Raw genomic sequence first — 16,320 nt, forward strand, 5'->3', positions numbered from 1 at the left:
CCAAAAATTGACCCCAAGCGCATCACAAGGGTGCAAAATCAAATTGTCTGACTGGCAGTGTGCGCGACACACTTCAGCACCGTGCTTGGCGCTAGCTGCTGGTCATGGAAAGCACTCGGAGCACGACCAACATGGACTACCAAGAACGATTTACCGACCGCGATTTGGAAAAAATCGTTGATGAAGGCCTGATTTACATGTGCGCCTGCCCGGCGCAGGTGGCCGATGCCATCCGCAAACTGCGTGGCCTTTACCGCTACCAGTACCACTGCATCAACGACCCGGACAACCAGTCCGAGGTGCACCAGACCATTGCCCAAAGCGCGATCCACGCCCATGCCCACCTGCAGGACTGTCTGGACCAGATCCTGACCCTCGAAAAATGGGACCGCAGCACGTTGACCATGCCCGCCAACCTGCGTGTCAGGCAGGCCAAGGCACTGCTCTCGGAATAAGCCCAGCGACACGGCGCCTGCATCAGACACAAAAAAAGCACCCGAAGGTGCTTTTTTTGTGTCCACATGGACCGGCAGGCGCGCGGCCTGCGGCACATCAGGCCTTTTTGCTGACCGCAGCGGCAGCGCTAAGGGCGTGTTCGGTCACCGCAGCGACATTGCTTTCAGCTAGGGCGAGTGCCTTTTTGGCGGTACTTTGGGCTGACTCGATGGCGTTCTGGCTGGATGCCAGAGCGCTCTTGAGCACAGCCACGGCCGACTCGGTGCCAGCCGGTGCGTTCTTGCTCAGGCTGTCCATCGCCTTGGTCATGGTCTTTTGGCTCTCTGCGGCCTGCGCTTCAAATGCCTTGGTGAACTCGGCACTGGTCTCCACGGTGATGCCGTACACATGGCGGCTGTAAGCAGCGGCTTTTTCAGCGGCCGGGCCCACCAAGCCAGTTTGCAAAGTCATGACTTGTTGCAGGTCTTTGGCAGCCAGCAGGCTTTGGGCGTGGTGGAAGGACTCGGTCAACACCGCTTTGGCAGCGGCCAGATTGAGTTCAACCAGTTTTTCGAAGCCAGAGAAGGCTTTGGTGGACAGGCCGGTGAACGCGTCCAGATTGGTCTTGTTGGCGGCGGTGATTTGGTCAGCGGTGATAAACATGGCGGTGTCTTTCAGGAAGAGGTTGATGAACCAGGGATGCTTTGCAAACTTATGTTGCAGTGCAGCATGACTGAATTATAGGAACACCTGACGTGAAAACAAGCACTTTTTGCTGCACCGCAACAAATAAGCTAGGTGACAAGCTCTAAAACCGTGGTCAGCGCCAGAGCAACAGCCCAGTGCCCACCACCGTCATCAGCGCCCCCAGCCAGGCACCCGGTGCTGGCGCACGTTTGAGCTGGAACCACAACAAGGGCAACACCAGAATCGGTGACACCGAGGACAGGATGGCCACCATGCCAATGTCACCCTTCTCCAGGGCCAGCAGCACCAGCGTCATGCCCACCCCCATGGCGACAAAACCGTTGAGCCCTGTCTGCACCAACACCCGCCATGTAGGCGCCGTGCTGGCCCGAGCAGCGCGAAAACCAGACATCAGCAAGACACCGTGCGCGACAGTGGCCACCGTCACGCGCACGGCCGAGGCCATCACCGGGTCCACCCCCAAGACCATCACCGGCTTGGCTGTCAGCGAACCCACCGCCTGGCACAACGCGGCCAGCAAGGCCAGCGCCACACCCAGCCCAACATGACCTTGATCGGCCTCCCAGGCGTGGTTTTCGTCCTTGTGGCGGCCCAACGCCATCGCGGTCATCACCCCGGCCAGTGTCAACACTGCACCCACAAACGCCTGCAAACTCATGCGCTCAGTGAACAACCAGAAGCCCAGCGCCGCACTGAAAGCCGCGTGGGTGGCAAACAACACCCCGGCGCGGCGCGGCCCCAGGCGGTTCATGGCCGAAAACAGCGCGGTATCACCGATAAAGATGCCCACCAGCCCGCTGACCGCCATGGCACCAAAGTAGCTGGTCTCAAAACCACGCCAGCTGCCAGTCACTGCCACCACCGACCACAACATCACCGCCACCATGGCCATGCGCCAGCGCGTGAAGGCAAACGCACCGAGGTGGCGCGAGGGTGTGACCGACATCACACTGCCCATCGCCCAGCAACCGGCGGCGCCCAGCGCCAACAAATCGTAAGCAAGCATTGGGGAACTAGCTCCGCGCAGTCCGGTTTGTCAGGGTGTCAGCGGGAAGCTGGTCGACTTCAGCCAGCAGCTGCGCCAAGGCACGGCCAGCTGCCTCTACCAGGGCATGGCCCTTGTCGGCTGTGGCCGCAGCGGCGTTGCCGACCGCACCAGCCGGGTTGTAGTCCTGCATCTGCCAACCGAGCTTGGCGCTTTTTCCGTTGCCAAGAATCGCAAACTGTTCAGCACGGGTTTGCGAGGTGGAGGCAAATTTCTGCGCCTGATCCATGGCCACATGCGCTGGGTCCAGCGCCAGCATCATCGAGGTTTCGATGTCACCGGCGTGGATGCCAAAGCGGTGTTCATCGGCAGAAAACAAAGCATTCACGTCCTGCCCTTGGGCATCGAACAGCGGCAGGTTGAACCAGCTCACGCTGTACACCAGCATATCCAGCCGTGCACGCAGGTCACGCGCCACCAGGTCCATCACCCCGACATGGCCACCATGGGTGTTGAACAGCACCAGCTTGTGGATGCCGCTGGCGGCGACAGACTCACCGATGTCGGTCCACAGCCGCAAGATGGTCTCGTTCTTGAGCGTCAGCGTGCCAGGAAAACGGGCATGTTCGGGGCTCAAGCCCACGGCCTGGGTGGGCAAAAACAGCACGGACAGGTCTGGTGCCAGGTGCGGCAAGCTGGCCGCTACGATGCCATTGACCAGCACCGTGTCCACACTGACCGGCAAATGCGGACCATGCTGCTCGGTGGCGGCCACCGGCAACACCGCGATGGTGCGCGCCGCCTCGCCACTGGCCGACAAGGCGGCAAAGTCACGGGTGCTTAGGTCGGCCCAGTAGCGTGATGGACTGCTCATGGTGCGTTTTGGAGGGTGGGGGCTTGCTCGACTCAGGCCTTTTTCATGAACTCGGCTTTGAGCATAAAGGCGCCCTGGTCGGTCTTGCAATCGACTTCGTGGTCACCCGCGCCTTCGGGCAGGCGGATGCCTTTGATCTTGGTACCTTTTTTGAGCACGATGGACGAGCCTTTGACCTTCAGGTCTTTGATCAGGATCACCGTGTCACCAGTGGCCAAGGGGTTGCCGTTGGCATCCACCACCGGGCCGCTGGCGGCATCGCCCTCTTCCGCCGCAGCGGTTTGCGGCCACTCAAAGCCACAGTCCGGGCAGATGTAGTTGCCATCGTCTGGATAAGTGTTTTCTAGGGTGCATTGGGGGCAAGCGGGAAACTGGGGCATGGTGAAAGTGCAAAAAAATGGTGGGGTCAACCCAAGGGTGACAAGTGTACGAGGCCTATCCGGCTACGGGCAGCGTGGATCACGCTTCAGTATCATGTGCGGATGACACAAGACCTCTTCCGCACCGACGCTTATCTGCTTGACACCACCGCCACGGTGACTGCTATCACACCGCAAGGCATTGTGCTGGACCGCACCGTGTTTTACCCGCTGGGCGGTGGCCAGGCCGGGGACAGTGGTGTGCTGGTGCTGGCCGATGGCACCGACATCGCCATCGTGGACACCCGCAAGGGCAAGGCCGAGGATGGCAGTTTTACACATGAAATATGCCACTTGCCTTCGTCAGACGTGCTTGAGCAGCTATTAACTCCAGAGCAAACCCAGCTCGCCGTGGGTGCCACGGTCACAGCCCGCATCGACTGGGCGCGACGCCACCGGATGATGCGTTTTCACACCGCCACCCATTTGTTGTGCCACATCGTGCCGCAGTTGGTGAACGGCTGCTCGATCACGCCCGACTACGCGCGGCTGGACTTCAACATGACCGACGCGCTGGACAAAGAGGTTTTGACAGCCGAAATTGCCAAGCTGGTGGGCGCCGCCCACCCGGTGACGGTGGGAGCCATCACCGATGCTGAACTCGACGCCAACCCCGCGCTGGTGAAAAGCATGTCGGTGCAACCACCACGCGGCAGCGGGCAGATCCGCACGATACGGATCGGCGACGAGACCTTGATCGACCTGCAACCCTGCGGCGGCACCCATGTGGCCAACACAGCTGAGATTGGGGCCATCATCGTCACCAAGATCGAGAAGAAGTCTGCCAGCACCCGCCGTGTGGTGCTGGGTTTTGCGCCATGAGCCGGGGCCAGATCAAAAACATCACCGGCGACTCCTTTTTTGCCTGGGACGGCGATGTCCTGGTGGTCAACATCCTGGGCAAACCCAGTGCCAGCAAAGACGCGATTGGCAAACCACACGGCACCCAGCTCAAGGTCAGCGTGACCGCCAAACCGCTGGGTGGCAAAGCCACTGACCACATGGTGCGTTTTCTGGCGCCACTGTTTGGGGTCAGTGTGTCGGCCATCGAGGTGGTGTTTGGCCAGGAAAACGTCAACAAGCAGCTGCGCATCACCGCGCCCACCAAATTGCCGGCGGTATTTACCCAGGACGCATCAGACTGAGCCGAATGGTGCGCCGCCCGGAACGCTCAGACGCGGGCTATTTGAGTTTACCCAGAGATACCCGGATCGCCTCCAGCCGCGCCTCGTAGTCAGTCGCATCACCGTAGTCCAGAAACTGGCTGTAGCGGGCATGCGTGCCCATCACTTTTTTGGCGTGTTTGATCGGGCAAAAATAGGCTTCGGTGCGCGCCAGAATCTCGCGCCAATAACCCACCAGCCCGTTGCCGTATTCGCAGTAGGTGCAGTGAAACTTCTCGATGAAGTTCAGATACTGCAGCTGGCGGCGGTCAAACACCAGGTAGTCGGCGCGGCGCACCTTGGTGATGCCGTAAATCGGAAAACAGCTCCACTGGTAGAAGCTGACGCACAAGTCCAGCAGCACCAGCGGAACAATCATGCCGTAGATGATCGGCCCGGTGATCAGGTTTTGTGGGCGAAAACTCACCAGCCATCTGAAAAAATTCATCTTGAGCTTGCGGTGTGCGGCTTTGACCGAGCTCTCAAACTCCACCCGTTTGCCCTTGATCTGGAAAAACATCCGACTTTGCTGCTCGTGCATCGCGGTAACGAGTTCGGCCTCCAGGGTCGCCATTTGGGCCAGTAGCTGGCTGATGCGTTCGTTCATGGTGTCCTTTCTGGTGCGGGAGCTTGGTTCAAAGCTTGTCCGGCCAATATACGCCCACGCAAGTCAGACCCCAGGCCAGACAGCAGGCACCCATGGGACAATCCGGCGCATGCACCTATTATTTGAAGAAACCGGCAAATTCCTCGCTGGCCGGATCCTGTCCGAGGCCGACGCCTCGGCGCAGGTCGAACTCGACAGCGGCAAACGTGTCAAGGTCAAAGCGGCCAACATCCTGCTCAAGTTTGAGAAGCCCGAACCAGCCCAGCTGATGGCGGCCGCCCAGGCCGTGGCCAGCGGCATTGAGCTGGACATGGCCTGGGAATTTGCCCCCGAAGACGAGTTTGGTTTTGCCGACCTCGCACGCGACTATTTCTCGGAACAAGCCACCCTCAGTGAACAGGCTGGCATGCTGCTGGCGTTGTTTGAGGCGCCGCACTATTTCCGCCGCGCAGGCAAAGGGCGTTTTCGCAAAGCCAGCAAAGAGATCCTGGCACAAGCCCTGGCCGCCATCGAGAAAAAGAAACAGATTGCGCTGCAGATCGAGGAGTGGGTCAAGGAGCTGAGCGCGGGCACCTGCCCGGCCGCGATCCGCGAGCAGCTCTACAAAATCCTGTTCAAACCCGACAAAAACGCGCCCGAGTACAAGGCGGTGGTGGAGGCCTCACGCGCCACCCATCTGGGCCCGCTCGAGCTGCTGATCAAAGCGGGAGCGATTGACTCGCCCTACCAGTTCCACTGGAAACGCTTCTTGCTGGAGAACTTTCCCAAAGGCACGGCGTTTCCCAAACTCGAAGCACCACGCATCACCGACGAGCTGCCGCTCTCAAGCGCCCGCGCCTTCTCAATCGACGACTCGGCCACCACCGAAATTGACGACGCCTTGTCGGTACAAGGCCTGGGCAGTGGCACGGTGCTGCTGGGCATCCACATCGCGGCACCGGGCTTGGCGATCCAGCCCGGCAGCGCGATTGACCAGCTGGGCCGCGCCCGCCTGTCCACCGTCTACATGCCCGGTTACAAGATCACCATGTTGCCCGACGAGGTGGTGCAGGCCTACACCCTGATGGAAGGCCAAGACTGCCCGGCAGTGTCGCTCTACGTCACGCTCGACGAAGCCACGCTCGAGATCAAAAGCAGCGAAACCAAGTTGGAGCGCGTGTTCATCGAAGCCAACCTGCGCCACGACCAGCTCGACGCGGTGGTCACCACCGACTGGCTGGAAAACCCGGCCTTTGAGCATGAAATCGACCCTAAGCCCTTATGGGATAAGCGCGAGCAGCTCTCTTTTTTACACCGTCTGGCCAAAGACCTCAAAGCCAAGCGCGAGGTGGTGCGTGGCAAACCCGAGACATTCAACCGGCCCGACTACAACTACCGCCTGGTCGGTAACAACGGCGCCGAGCCCAAGGGTGATGAACAGGTCGAGATCAGTGTGCGCCAGCGTGGTGCGCCGCTCGATTTGATCGTCTCCGAGGCGATGATCCTGGCCAACAGCAGCTGGGGCAGCTGGATGGCCGAACTAGGTGTGCCCGGCATCTACCGTAGCCAGGCCAGCCTGGCGCCGGGTGTGAAAGTGCGCATGGGCACCAAGGCGCTGCCGCATGCCGGTATTGGTGTGAAAAGTTACGCCTGGAGCAGCTCGCCGCTGCGCCGTTACACCGACCTGGTGAACCAGTGGCAGATCATCGCCTGCGCCCGCCACGGCAACACCGCCGCGTTGGCCGCGCCGTTCAAACCCAAGGACGCCGAGCTGTTTTCGATCATCTCGAGCTTTGATGCCACCTACGCCGCTTACAACGGCTTCCAGAACGCGATGGAGCGTTTCTGGGTGCTCAAATATGTGCAGCAACAAGGCATCACCGAGCTGCCCGCCTCGCTGTTCAAAGACAACCTGGTGCGCGCCGATCATCTGCCGCTGGTATTGCCGGTGGCCGGGGCTCAGGGTCTGCCGCGCTGGGCGCAGGTGATGGTGCGCCTGGGCGACATCGACGAGGTCTCGCTCGACATCCACGGCACCGTGACCGCGCGGCTCGACGGTGGCCCGGACGACAAAAGCGCAGGCGAATCGGCCGAGGCGCCAGACGACGAGTCCGACGACGACACCCTGGCCGGCCCGATTGCGATTGCGGTGGACCTGGGCGAAGGCGACCCGGCACCCGGCGATAATTCCGCCCCGTGAAACTGCGGTCTTTCAGCACCCTCCAACTCGCCCTGGGCGTGTCCATTGCCGTGCACGCAGCGCTGCTGACGGTGCGGGTGGTCGACCCCGAGGCCTTCAACCGGGTGTTTGAAGACACCCCGCTGGAGGTGATCCTGGTCAACGCCCAGACCAACGAAAAACCGAGCAAGGCACGCGCCATCGCCCAAGCCAACATGGCCGGTGGTGGTGATGCGGCCAAGGGCCGTGCCACCAGCCCGCTGCCGCCCGCCCTGGTGGCCATGCCCGGTGAGGCCAGCGAACACGACCGCGAACGCCAGGTGCGCGAGATGCAGGAGCAGCAGAGGGTGCTGCTGTCCAAGGTCAAATCGGTGCTGGCCGCCATGCCACCGACCGACCCGCTGCAGCAAAAACTCAACCCCGACGATATCCAGCGCGAGGAAAAACGCCGCCAGCTGATTGACCTGCTGGCCGAAATCGAGCGGCGTATCCAGATGGAAAACGAGCGCCCGAAAAAGCGCTACATCAGCCCGGCCACGCGTGAAGCGGTTTACGCCATCTACTACGACCGGCTGCGCCGCGCCATCGAGGACAAAGGCACCGAAAACTTTCCCGAGGCCAATGGCCAGAAGCTCTATGGTGAGCTGACCATGATCGTCACCGTCAATCACGATGGCAAAGTGTTGGCCACCGAGGTGGTGCAAAGCTCGGGCAACAAGCTGCTGGACCGGCGCGCCCAGGCCATTGCCAAAAGCGCCGGGCCGTTTGGCAACTTCAACCGCGAAATGCGCCGCCAGGCCGACCAGATTGCGGTGGTGTCACGCTTCAAGTTCACCCGCGACGACACCCTGCAAACCCGGCTCAATGCCCCTTGAGACACCGTCTCCCTCAAGAAAGACCTCCACCATGAGCACCGACCTCTACTGCGTGATGGGCCACCCGGTGGCGCACAGCCAGTCGCCCTGGATCCACACCCGCTTTGCCGAACTCACAGGGCAGGACATGCTCTACACCAAACGTGAGATCCCGCTGGACCACTTCCCCGGCAGTGTGCAGGCCTTCATCGACGAAGGTGGGCACGGCTGCAACGTCACCGTGCCTTTCAAGTTTGAGGCGGCCTTGCTGGCCACCCACACCAGCGAACGCGCCAAGCTGGCCCAGGCCTGCAACCACCTCACCTTCAAGCCCGGGCAGATCCTGGCCGACAACACCGACGGCATCGGCCTGGTGCACGACTTGCTGCACGGTGCCGGTGTGGTGCTGGCGGGCCAGCGCGTGCTGTTGATGGGGGCCGGTGGTGGCGCCGCAGGTGTGCTGGGCCCGCTGATCCAGGCCAAACCCGCCCAGATCTGCGTGGCCAATCGCACCCTGCCCAAGGCCGAGCAGCTGGTGGCGCGCCACCTGCCCCTCGCCGCGCTACACAATGTAGAGCTGTCAGCCCATGATTTACAAGGTCTAGAAGCACAATTTGACATCATCATCAACGGCACGGCGAGCAGCCTGGGTGGCCAGGGGGTACCGGTGAGCGCGCATGTGCTGGCGCCCGGCGCACTGGCCTACGACATGATGTATGGCGCTGCCGCCAAACCCTTCCTGGACTGGGCACACAACCACGGCGCAGTGCCGCGCGACGGCCTGGGCATGCTGGTGGCGCAAGCCGCCGAGGCCTTTGCGCTCTGGCGCGGTGTGATGCCGCCAGCGGCGCAGGTGCTGGCTGAACTGCGGGTACACCTGGGCCACTGAGTGGAGTGACATGAAGGCGTTGTGGCGATGGCTGTTTCTGGTGCTGCTGGCGGGTCTGCTGCTGCAGCTGTTTTTTGTGGTCCGGATCGCGGCCATGGTGGTGATCGACCCGCAGTCGACCGCGTTTGAACGCTCGGAGGCCTGGCGTCTGCTCACGGAAAAGGGTGAACTGCGCTGGCGCCAGCAATGGGTGCCCTACAGCGCCATCTCCAACCACCTCAAACGGGCGGTGATCGCCAGCGAGGACGATGGTTTTGTCAACCACGATGGCGTCGACTGGGACGCACTTGAGAAAGCCTGGCAAAAAAACGCCCTCGCTGAACAACGCCTGGCCAAGGCCCAGGAACAAGCCGCCAAGGCACAGGCCCGCTCAGCCAGCAAAAACCCGGCCCAAGCCGCCGCCACACCGCCCAAACCCGTGAAAGCGCCCAAGGTGATTGGAGGCTCCACCATCACCCAGCAGCTGGCCAAAAACCTGTTGTTGTCGGGTGAACGCACCTTGTTGCGCAAGGGCCAGGAGTTTGTGCTGACCCTGCTGCTGGAGGCGATGCTCGACAAACAACGCATCCTCGAGATCTACCTCAACAACGTCGAGTGGGGTGACGGTGTGTTTGGCGCCGAGGCCGCCGCCCAGCACTACTTTCGCAAACCTGCGGCCCAGCTCAGCAGTTACGAGGCCGCGCGGCTGGCGGTGATGTTGCCGCGCCCGAAATACTTCGAGAAGCTGCCCAACTCCAGTTATGTGGCCGGGCGCGCCCGCGTGATCGCCAACCGACTGGACAACGCCGAACTGCCCTGACCCGGCACACATCTGCGAAAACGGAAACATTGTCATGATGAAACGTGTTGTGCTCGACTGGGTGGCGGTGCTCGTGAGTTATTTCCTGCTCGGGCTGATCCGCATCCTGACCGGCTCCCAGGCGCGCTGGTGGGGCTGCCCGCCCAAGGCCTTGCAGCGCATCTATTTCGCCAACCACCAGAGCCATGCCGACCTGGTGATGATCTGGGCCGCGCTGCCCAAGGAGCTGCGCCACAACACCCGTGCGGTGGCGGCGCGCGACTACTGGACACGCACCCCGTTCAAACACTGGCTCACCAGCGCGGTGTTCAATGTGATCTACGTGTCACGTGATCGCCAGGCCAGCGAGGACCCGCTGGAGCCGCTGATCGAGGCCATGAGCCACGGCGACTCGCTGATCCTGTTTCCCGAGGGCACCCGCGGTTTTGCCGACGAACCCCAGGCCTTCAAGGCCGGGCTCTACAACCTGGCGCTCAAGTTCCCCGAGGTGGAACTGGTGCCGGCCTGGATCAACAATGTGCAGCGGGTCATGCCCAAGGGTGAGGTGGTGCCGGTGCCGGTGCTGTGTTCGGTGACCTTCGGGGTGCCGATGCAGGTCTTGCCCGGCGAAGACTGCCCAACTTTTTTGCAGCGTGCCCGCCTGGCGGTGCTGGCGCTGCGCGACGTTTGAAAGTATCAGAACCATGCATCGGGCCCTGAGAAACCTCAACCCCACCGAACAGATCGGTGCGCTGTTCATCATCGTGTTTGGCCTGCTGATGGTCGGCGGGCTGGTGATTTTTTTGCGCTCCATGCGCGAGTTTGACGACCCGCAGCAAGGCGCACAACACCGCGACGAGCTGGACCGGCTGACCCAGCTGCTCAAAACCAGCTGGCTGCTGGTGTTTGTGTTCTGGCTGGCCTGGCTGGCCGGGGACATCTCACGCCTGGTCTTGTTTGCGCTGGGTTCGTTTTTTGCGCTGCGCGAGTTTCTGACACTCTCACCCACCCGCCATGGCGACCACCGCAGCCTGGTGCTGGCGTTTTTTGTCATCCTGCCGTGCCAGTACTGGCTGGTGGGCACCGGGCAGGTGGCGCTGTTCACGGTGTTCATCCCGGTCTATGTGTTTCTGGCGCTGCCGGTGACCAGCGTGCTGGCCAACGACCCCAAACAGTTTCTGGAGCGCAACGCCAAGCTGCAGTGGGGCATCATGGTGTGTATTTACGGCATGAGCCATGTGCCGGCGCTGCTGCTGCTCAAGTTCCCGCACTACAACCACAAAAACGCGTTTCTGGTGCTGTTTCTGGTGCTGGTGGTGCAAACCTGCATGGTCACCCAGCACCTGGTGTCACACCGGCTGATGCAGCTGGGCAAACGCCCGGCGGTGCCCGCCATCAGCCAGAGTTTCATCTGGCGCGCCTGGCGGGCGGGCATGGCCGCAGGCAGCCTGATGGGGGCCTTGTTGTCGGGCATCACCCCCTTTGTGCCGGGCCAGGCGTTTGCGCTGTCTTTCATTGCGTGTGCCGCAGGCAGCATGGGGCACCTGGTGATGAAGGCCCTCAAACGCGACCGGGGTGTCCCGATGTGGCGCGGCCAGCGCACCGCCGTCACTGGCGCAGGCGGTATGCTTGACCACATCGACGCGCTGTGTTTTGCAGCGCCCGTGTTTTTCTACTCCGCCAGATGGTATTTCAAGCTCTAGCCCTTATTCAATAAGGGCATAAAGCTATATATCTTGCAGCAAACCAGAGCCCCATCACCATGAGAATCCTCGGCATTGACCCGGGCCTGCGCACCACCGGTTTTGGCCTGGTGGACAGCGACGGCGGCACGCTGAGTTATGTAGCCAGCGGCACCATCAGCACCATCCACATCGAAAAAGACCAGCTGCCCGCACGCCTGAAAGTGCTGTTTGACGGCGTGCGTGAGGTGGTGGCGCGGTACCAGCCGGATGCGGCCTCGGTCGAGATTGTGTTTGTCAACGTCAACCCGCAGTCCACCCTGCTGCTGGGCCAGGCGCGTGGCGCCATCGTGACGGCGCTGGTCTCGGCCGACCTGCCGGTGGCCGAATACACCGCCTTGCAGATGAAGCAGGCGGTGGTGGGTTATGGCCGTGCCGACAAGACCCAGATCCAGGAAATGGTGCGCCGCCTGCTGGCCTTACCCGGCCTGCCCGGGCCAGATGCAGCCGATGCCCTGGGCCTGGCCATCACCCACGCCCACGCCGCCACCTCAATGGCCCGTCTGGCCCAGGCCAAAGGCGTCGGTGGGGTGCAGCAGCAGACCCAAAAGGCGGCTTACAAGGGCGGGCGCAGCCGCTGAAGCTGCACACCGAGGTCATGCGGATGCCACACAAACGAAGCATCTGCACACCACAGCCTGTCAGGTCCCTGCCGACTCTGTCGAAAAGTAACGACGCGGCTCCATTCCCAGCGCACGCTTGAACATCGCGGTGAAAGCGCTCGCACTGCGGTAACCCAGTTTTTCGGCCACCCGCGCAACAGGCACGCCGTTGGCCAGGTGGCCGAGTGCTTCGACCAGGCGGGCCTGCTGGCGCCACTGCCGAAAACTCATCCCTGTTTCACTCTGGAATTGCCGTGCCAAAGTGCGACTGCTGACGGCTTGTTGTGCGGCCAGCGTCTCCAGCGTCTCGTGACTGTCCGGGTTGGCGACCAGCTCCTGGCACAGGCTGTGCATGCGCGTCTCACCCGGCATCGGCAGATACAACGCCGGAATTTTCAGGAAACGCAGTTCCAGCAAGATCAATTCAGCGATGCGCCCCGCCCGGCCAGCGCGCTCGTAGGCCAATGGCTCGTCAAGCAGGGCCAGGATCAAAGCCCGCAGCAGCGGGCTGACCTCGAGCAGACAACAGGTTTCGGGCAAGTCGGGGGCCGCATCGCTACGGATGTAGAGCGTGCGCATTTCCACACTGCCTAGCATGATCACGCGGTGCGTGGTGTTGGCTGGAATCCAGACGCCCCGCACCGGCGGCACCACCCAGCAGCCGACTTCGGTCTCAACGCGCATGACGCCGCTGCCCGCATAGATCAACTGGGCACGCGGATGGCTGTGCGCCGGTGTTTCGCCACCCCGGTAATTGCGCGCCTTGGCGGTGACCGGGTGCGGCAGCGTCTGGTGCTCATCGTCATGGGCCCAGCTCGCGGAATGCTTGGAAGATGTCCAATTCACGATATATTTTGTCAGGACAACATGGAATCGGTCATTCTAGACTCGCGCCTCCTCCCTGAATTGAGCGTCTCTCCATGGAAATAAAACTTGCGACGGCCAACGCCAGCTTCCCGATACCGCCCGCACCCGATGCCCTGAGCCGCACCACCTACCCGGTGATTGCGGCCATCAGCTTCTCTCACATGTTGAACGACATGATGCAGTCGGTGCTGTTGGCCATTTATCCGATGTTGAAGCTCGGCCTGCACCTGAGCTTTGGCCAGATTGGGCTGATCACGCTGGTGTACCAAATCACCGCGTCACTGCTTCAGCCGCTGATCGGCCTCTACACCGACCGCCGACCCATGCCCTACTCTCTGAGCGTTGGTATGGGCTTCACCCTGGTGGGACTGCTTTCATTGGCACATGCGAGCAGCTTTGTCTCGGTCTTGATGTCAGCCATGTTGATTGGCATGGGCTCATCGGTGTTTCACCCTGAATCCTCCCGTGTGGCACGCATGGCGGCTGGCAGTCAGCCCGGTTTGGCGCAGTCGCTGTTCCAGATTGGTGGCAACCTCGGTTCGGCCATCGGCCCGCTACTCGCCGCGTTGATCATCGTGCCGCATGGGCAAGGCAGTGCGGCCTGGTTCTCGCTGGCAGCTTTGGTCGGCATCGTTGTGCTCAGTTTTGTTGGCCATTGGTCCAAGCAACATGGGGCCAACTTCAGGAAGCGCATGCAGGCGCACACCGGCAATGGCTTGAGTCGCCGCCAGATCGGCTGGTCACTGGCGATCCTTGGCCTGCTGATGTTCTCGAAGTTCTTCTATATGACCAGCCTGAGCAGCTACTACACCTTCTACCTGATGGAGAAGTTTGGCCTGCCAATCGACGCCGCACAGCTTTACCTGTTTGCCTTTCTTTTTGCTGTAGCAGTTGGCACCGTGCTGGGCGGACCAATCGGTGACCGGATAGGACGCAAGTGGGTGATCTGGTTATCGATCCTCGGCGTTGCCCCCTTCACCCTGCTGCTGCCGCATGTCAACCTGTTCTGGACCGGTGTGCTCTCGGTGATCATCGGCGCGATTCTGGCCTCCGCCTTCTCGGCCATCCTGGTTTATGCCCAGGAACTCGTTCCGGGCAAGGTGGGCGCCATCTCTGGACTGTTTTTTGGTTTCGCCTTCGGCATGGGGGGTATTGGCGCTGCACTGCTTGGCCAACTGGCCGATGCCACCAGCATCGAAACGGTTTACCGGGTCTGCGCCTTCCTGCCACTGATCGGTCTGCTGACGGCCTTTCTGCCAACCATCAAGAAACCGTGATCCCCTGGCTGCGGCTGGCGTCCTCAACAAACTGACGCCGTTACGCCAAACGCTCCAGGATCAGCACCGCAAAAAAGCCAAACGCGGCCACCAGCGTCCATTTGAGCACTTTGAGCCCCCAGAGCCGGTAACGCTGCTGGCCAGTGCCGATGTAGAACACAAAACAGGCGACTGCCGAGAGCAGCAGCAACAGGATGGTCCAGCGAAACAGCAGCATGGTGACAGGCTAAGCGGTCTTCACCAGGCCCGGGCCAGTTTGGCAAAACCCTGTGGCGCGTTTTTCTCGTCGTCAAAACTCACCACGTCCCAGGCCTCGGGGTGGTTCAGCAACTCACGCAGCAGCAGGTTGTTGAGCCCGTGGCCGGAGCGAAACGCGCTGTAGGCTGCCAGCAGGGGTTTGCCCAGCAGGTACAAATCGCCCATCGCGTCCAGGATTTTGTGTTTGACAAACTCGTCGTCATAACGCAGACCACCGGCGTTGAGCACCTTGTAGTCGTCCATGACGATGGCGTTGTCCAGGCCGCCACCGAGCGCCAGGCCATTGGCACGCATCATCTCCACATCCTTGGTGAAGCCGAAGGTGCGCGCACGTGCGATGTCTTTGGAGTAAGAACCCGTGCCCATGTCAAACACCACACGCTGGCCGGTGGAGTCCACCGCCGGGTGGCTGAAGTCGATCTCAAAACTGAGCTGGTAGCCGTGGTAGGGCGTGAGCCGGGCCCACTTGACGTTGTTGCCCTCACCCTGGCGCACTTCCACTGGCTTGAGGATGCGTACAAACCGGCGTGGCGCGTTCTGCAACTCGATGCCCGCACTTTGCAGCAGAAACACAAACGAGGCGGCAGAGCCATCGAGGATGGGCACCTCTTCGGCGGTGATGTCGACATACAGGTTGTCCACCCCCAAGCCAGCACAGGCCGACATCAGGTGTTCCACCGTGTGCACCTTGGCCTGGCCATGCGAGATGGTCGAGGCCATACGGGTGTCGGTGACGGCCTGCGCCGACACCGCGATGTCCACCACCTGCGGCAGGTCGACCCGGCGAAACACAATGCCGGTGTCTGGCTGCGCCGGGCGCAAGGTGATTTCCACCCGCTGCCCGCTGTGCAGGCCTACACCCACGGCGCGGGTCAGGGATTTGAGAGTTCTTTGTTTCAGCACGGCTTGATTTTACGTTTGAGGGCACAGCCCCACGCCAAGTCGGGGCGACTACAAGTGCTGCGGCGCGGCCTGCTTACATGCCCAGGGAGCGCAGCAACTCCTCATGGTTGACGGCGTCTGCGTCGCTCACCGCGGTGTCCGGAGCGGTGTTGCGCCCGGCATTCACTTCAGCCAGCACATCGTCGGGGTTGACTTCCTTGGCATCAAAGTCGTGTAACTTGATAAATTCGGCGCGGTCCACCGCCAGTTCCAGGTAGAAGATGTTGTTTTTGCCGGTGTAGAAGGTCACCCGGCGGGCTTCCGGGTTGTCGAGCTGGGTGTCGACACTGAGCATCACCTGTTTGTTGAGCACCAGCATCTTGGGCTGGTTCTGGGTGATGTGGGTCTGCAATTCCCGACGCACCTTGCCGGTGAAGTCACCCACAATCTGGTTCATCAGCTCACCCATGATGTTGCTGACCTCATCAGCGGTGTGCGACATGGCCAACTCACTCTTGGGCATGCCCATGTTGATCATGTAACTCTCGTACAGCTCCATCGCGGTTTGTGAGGAGAAGTTCAGCACCACCAGGCCAGAAAAGCCGCCGTCAAACAGCACAAAACAGCCAATGTCCGGCTTCAGGCAGGTTTTGGTGATGCGCTGGACCATGCCGGAATAGTTGATCTGGCAGTTGGTGGCGACATTCAGCACACGGGTGACTGAATTGCACAAACTGATCAGCAGGTCCTCGGTGCCATAGACCACGTCACTCACTTGCTCTTGCTTGCTCATGTCAAACCTCTCGGATCAAAACAGGGACT

General features: G+C 61.4%; 20 protein-coding genes. 11 read left to right on the forward strand and 9 right to left on the reverse strand.

Annotated elements, in window-relative coordinates; translation table 11 throughout:
- Window positions 1-131 precede the first annotated feature (131 nt).
- Window positions 132-455, forward strand: coding sequence for a hypothetical protein (locus tag KKO72_RS08010; protein ID WP_214937167.1), 324 nt, complete (start codon window positions 132-134; stop codon window positions 453-455).
- 97 nt (window positions 456-552) lie between these two features.
- On the opposite strand, the gene phaP is transcribed toward KKO72_RS08010, so the two are convergent.
- The 4 genes from phaP to KKO72_RS08030 all read right to left on the reverse strand — a co-directional run bounded on the left by phaP (window position 553) and on the right by KKO72_RS08030 (window position 3,382).
- Window positions 553-1,098, reverse strand: coding sequence for a TIGR01841 family phasin (gene phaP, locus KKO72_RS08015; protein WP_214937169.1), 546 nt, complete (start codon window positions 1,096-1,098; stop codon window positions 553-555).
- A 157-nt stretch (window positions 1,099-1,255) separates the two neighbouring features.
- Window positions 1,256-2,149: a DMT family transporter gene (locus KKO72_RS08020; RefSeq protein ID WP_214937171.1), complete on the reverse strand. Its 894-nt coding sequence runs from the start codon at window positions 2,147-2,149 to the stop codon at window positions 1,256-1,258.
- Window positions 2,150-2,156: 7 nt separating this feature from the next.
- The gene (locus tag KKO72_RS08025) at window positions 2,157-3,002 is read right to left on the reverse strand and encodes a creatininase family protein (RefSeq protein WP_214937173.1); all 846 of its coding nucleotides are present in this window, start codon (window positions 3,000-3,002) and stop codon (window positions 2,157-2,159) included.
- Window positions 3,003-3,034: 32 nt separating this feature from the next.
- The gene (locus tag KKO72_RS08030) at window positions 3,035-3,382 is read right to left on the reverse strand and encodes a zinc ribbon domain-containing protein YjdM (protein WP_214937175.1); all 348 of its coding nucleotides are present in this window, start codon (window positions 3,380-3,382) and stop codon (window positions 3,035-3,037) included.
- A gap of 102 nt (window positions 3,383-3,484) precedes the next feature.
- Here KKO72_RS08030 and KKO72_RS08035 point away from each other — a divergent pair, with 102 nt between their 5' ends.
- A complete protein-coding gene (locus tag KKO72_RS08035; protein ID WP_214937177.1) occupies window positions 3,485-4,243 on the forward strand; it encodes an alanyl-tRNA editing protein in 759 nt (252 codons plus the stop codon).
- Window positions 4,240-4,566: a DUF167 family protein gene (locus tag KKO72_RS08040; RefSeq protein ID WP_214937179.1), complete on the forward strand. Its 327-nt coding sequence runs from the start codon at window positions 4,240-4,242 to the stop codon at window positions 4,564-4,566. The genes KKO72_RS08035 and KKO72_RS08040 overlap by 4 nt, the downstream gene beginning before the upstream one ends.
- Window positions 4,567-4,603: 37 nt before the next feature.
- Here KKO72_RS08040 and KKO72_RS08045 read toward each other — a convergent pair whose 3' ends face one another.
- A complete protein-coding gene (locus KKO72_RS08045) occupies window positions 4,604-5,191 on the reverse strand; it encodes a hypothetical protein (protein ID WP_078364360.1) in 588 nt (195 codons plus the stop codon).
- 109 nt (window positions 5,192-5,300) lie between these two features.
- Between KKO72_RS08045 and KKO72_RS08050 the strand changes: the two genes are divergently transcribed.
- Genes KKO72_RS08050 through ruvC form a run of 7 tightly spaced genes read left to right on the forward strand, consistent with a single transcriptional unit; the run spans window position 5,301 to window position 12,193 of the window.
- Window positions 5,301-7,370 (forward strand): ribonuclease catalytic domain-containing protein, encoded by a 2,070-nt coding sequence (locus KKO72_RS08050; protein ID WP_214937181.1) that lies wholly within the window; start codon window positions 5,301-5,303, stop codon window positions 7,368-7,370.
- A gap of 2 nt (window positions 7,371-7,372) precedes the next feature.
- A complete protein-coding gene (locus KKO72_RS08055) occupies window positions 7,373-8,224 on the forward strand; it encodes an energy transducer TonB (protein ID WP_214937291.1) in 852 nt (283 codons plus the stop codon).
- Window positions 8,225-8,255: 31 nt separating this feature from the next.
- On the forward strand, window positions 8,256-9,092 hold the full coding sequence (aroE, locus tag KKO72_RS08060; protein WP_214937183.1) for a shikimate dehydrogenase: 837 nt from the start codon (window positions 8,256-8,258) through the stop codon (window positions 9,090-9,092).
- Between the two features lie 10 nt (window positions 9,093-9,102).
- Entirely contained in the window at window positions 9,103-9,891 is a 789-nt protein-coding gene (locus KKO72_RS08065; RefSeq protein ID WP_214937185.1) for a transglycosylase domain-containing protein, read from the forward strand.
- 34 nt (window positions 9,892-9,925) lie between these two features.
- Window positions 9,926-10,561, forward strand: a complete 636-nt coding sequence (locus KKO72_RS08070; protein WP_371736847.1) for a lysophospholipid acyltransferase family protein — start codon at window positions 9,926-9,928, stop codon at window positions 10,559-10,561.
- Window positions 10,562-10,574: 13 nt separating this feature from the next.
- A complete protein-coding gene (locus KKO72_RS08075) occupies window positions 10,575-11,573 on the forward strand; it encodes a phosphatidate cytidylyltransferase (RefSeq protein WP_214937187.1) in 999 nt (332 codons plus the stop codon).
- Window positions 11,574-11,632: 59 nt separating this feature from the next.
- Complete coding sequence (gene ruvC / locus KKO72_RS08080) at window positions 11,633-12,193, forward strand: crossover junction endodeoxyribonuclease RuvC (protein ID WP_214937189.1); 561 nt, start codon at window positions 11,633-11,635, stop codon at window positions 12,191-12,193.
- A gap of 60 nt (window positions 12,194-12,253) precedes the next feature.
- Here the strand turns inward: ruvC and KKO72_RS08085 are convergent, their stop codons facing one another.
- Complete coding sequence (locus KKO72_RS08085) at window positions 12,254-13,060, reverse strand: helix-turn-helix domain-containing protein (RefSeq protein WP_244899877.1); 807 nt, start codon at window positions 13,058-13,060, stop codon at window positions 12,254-12,256.
- A gap of 74 nt (window positions 13,061-13,134) precedes the next feature.
- Between KKO72_RS08085 and KKO72_RS08090 the strand changes: the two genes are divergently transcribed.
- Window positions 13,135-14,358: an MFS transporter gene (locus tag KKO72_RS08090; RefSeq protein ID WP_214937192.1), complete on the forward strand. Its 1,224-nt coding sequence runs from the start codon at window positions 13,135-13,137 to the stop codon at window positions 14,356-14,358.
- A 40-nt stretch (window positions 14,359-14,398) separates the two neighbouring features.
- Here KKO72_RS08090 and KKO72_RS08095 read toward each other — a convergent pair whose 3' ends face one another.
- The 3 genes from KKO72_RS08095 to KKO72_RS08105 all read right to left on the reverse strand — a co-directional run bounded on the left by KKO72_RS08095 (window position 14,399) and on the right by KKO72_RS08105 (window position 16,291).
- Window positions 14,399-14,575, reverse strand: a complete 177-nt coding sequence (locus KKO72_RS08095) for a hypothetical protein (protein ID WP_214937194.1) — start codon at window positions 14,573-14,575, stop codon at window positions 14,399-14,401.
- 20 nt (window positions 14,576-14,595) lie between these two features.
- A complete protein-coding gene (gene lpxC, locus KKO72_RS08100; RefSeq protein WP_214937196.1) occupies window positions 14,596-15,519 on the reverse strand; it encodes a UDP-3-O-acyl-N-acetylglucosamine deacetylase in 924 nt (307 codons plus the stop codon).
- 73 nt (window positions 15,520-15,592) lie between these two features.
- A complete protein-coding gene (locus KKO72_RS08105; protein WP_078364369.1) occupies window positions 15,593-16,291 on the reverse strand; it encodes a DUF3334 family protein in 699 nt (232 codons plus the stop codon).
- Window positions 16,292-16,320 lie beyond the last annotated feature (29 nt).

Origin of the sequence: Rhodoferax sp. U11-2br (assembly GCF_018619435.1) — a bacterium.
Classification (GTDB): Bacteria; Pseudomonadota; Gammaproteobacteria; order Burkholderiales; family Burkholderiaceae_C; genus Rhodoferax.

Bases quoted from the DNA above. Each gene is read 5' to 3' on its own strand.
- aroE (WP_214937183.1), top strand. From the start codon at position 8,256: ATGAGCACCGACCTCTACTGCGTGATGGGCCACCCGGTGGCGCACAGC.
- KKO72_RS08040 (WP_214937179.1), top strand. From the start codon at position 4,240: ATGAGCCGGGGCCAGATCAAAAACATCACCGGCGACTCCTTTTTTGCC.
- ruvC (WP_214937189.1), top strand. From the start codon at position 11,633: ATGAGAATCCTCGGCATTGACCCGGGCCTGCGCACCACCGGTTTTGGC.
- KKO72_RS08070 (WP_371736847.1), top strand. From the start codon at position 9,926: ATGATGAAACGTGTTGTGCTCGACTGGGTGGCGGTGCTCGTGAGTTAT.
- KKO72_RS08035 (WP_214937177.1), top strand. From the start codon at position 3,485: ATGACACAAGACCTCTTCCGCACCGACGCTTATCTGCTTGACACCACC.
- KKO72_RS08030 (WP_214937175.1), bottom strand. From the start codon at position 3,382: ATGCCCCAGTTTCCCGCTTGCCCCCAATGCACCCTAGAAAACACTTAT.
- KKO72_RS08010 (WP_214937167.1), top strand. From the start codon at position 132: ATGGACTACCAAGAACGATTTACCGACCGCGATTTGGAAAAAATCGTT.
- phaP (WP_214937169.1), bottom strand. From the start codon at position 1,098: ATGTTTATCACCGCTGACCAAATCACCGCCGCCAACAAGACCAATCTG.
- KKO72_RS08095 (WP_214937194.1), bottom strand. From the start codon at position 14,575: ATGCTGCTGTTTCGCTGGACCATCCTGTTGCTGCTGCTCTCGGCAGTC.
- KKO72_RS08045 (WP_078364360.1), bottom strand. From the start codon at position 5,191: ATGAACGAACGCATCAGCCAGCTACTGGCCCAAATGGCGACCCTGGAG.
- KKO72_RS08090 (WP_214937192.1), top strand. From the start codon at position 13,135: ATGGAAATAAAACTTGCGACGGCCAACGCCAGCTTCCCGATACCGCCC.
- KKO72_RS08075 (WP_214937187.1), top strand. From the start codon at position 10,575: ATGCATCGGGCCCTGAGAAACCTCAACCCCACCGAACAGATCGGTGCG.
- KKO72_RS08105 (WP_078364369.1), bottom strand. From the start codon at position 16,291: ATGAGCAAGCAAGAGCAAGTGAGTGACGTGGTCTATGGCACCGAGGAC.
- KKO72_RS08020 (WP_214937171.1), bottom strand. From the start codon at position 2,149: ATGCTTGCTTACGATTTGTTGGCGCTGGGCGCCGCCGGTTGCTGGGCG.
- KKO72_RS08065 (WP_214937185.1), top strand. From the start codon at position 9,103: ATGAAGGCGTTGTGGCGATGGCTGTTTCTGGTGCTGCTGGCGGGTCTG.
- KKO72_RS08025 (WP_214937173.1), bottom strand. From the start codon at position 3,002: ATGAGCAGTCCATCACGCTACTGGGCCGACCTAAGCACCCGTGACTTT.
- KKO72_RS08050 (WP_214937181.1), top strand. From the start codon at position 5,301: ATGCACCTATTATTTGAAGAAACCGGCAAATTCCTCGCTGGCCGGATC.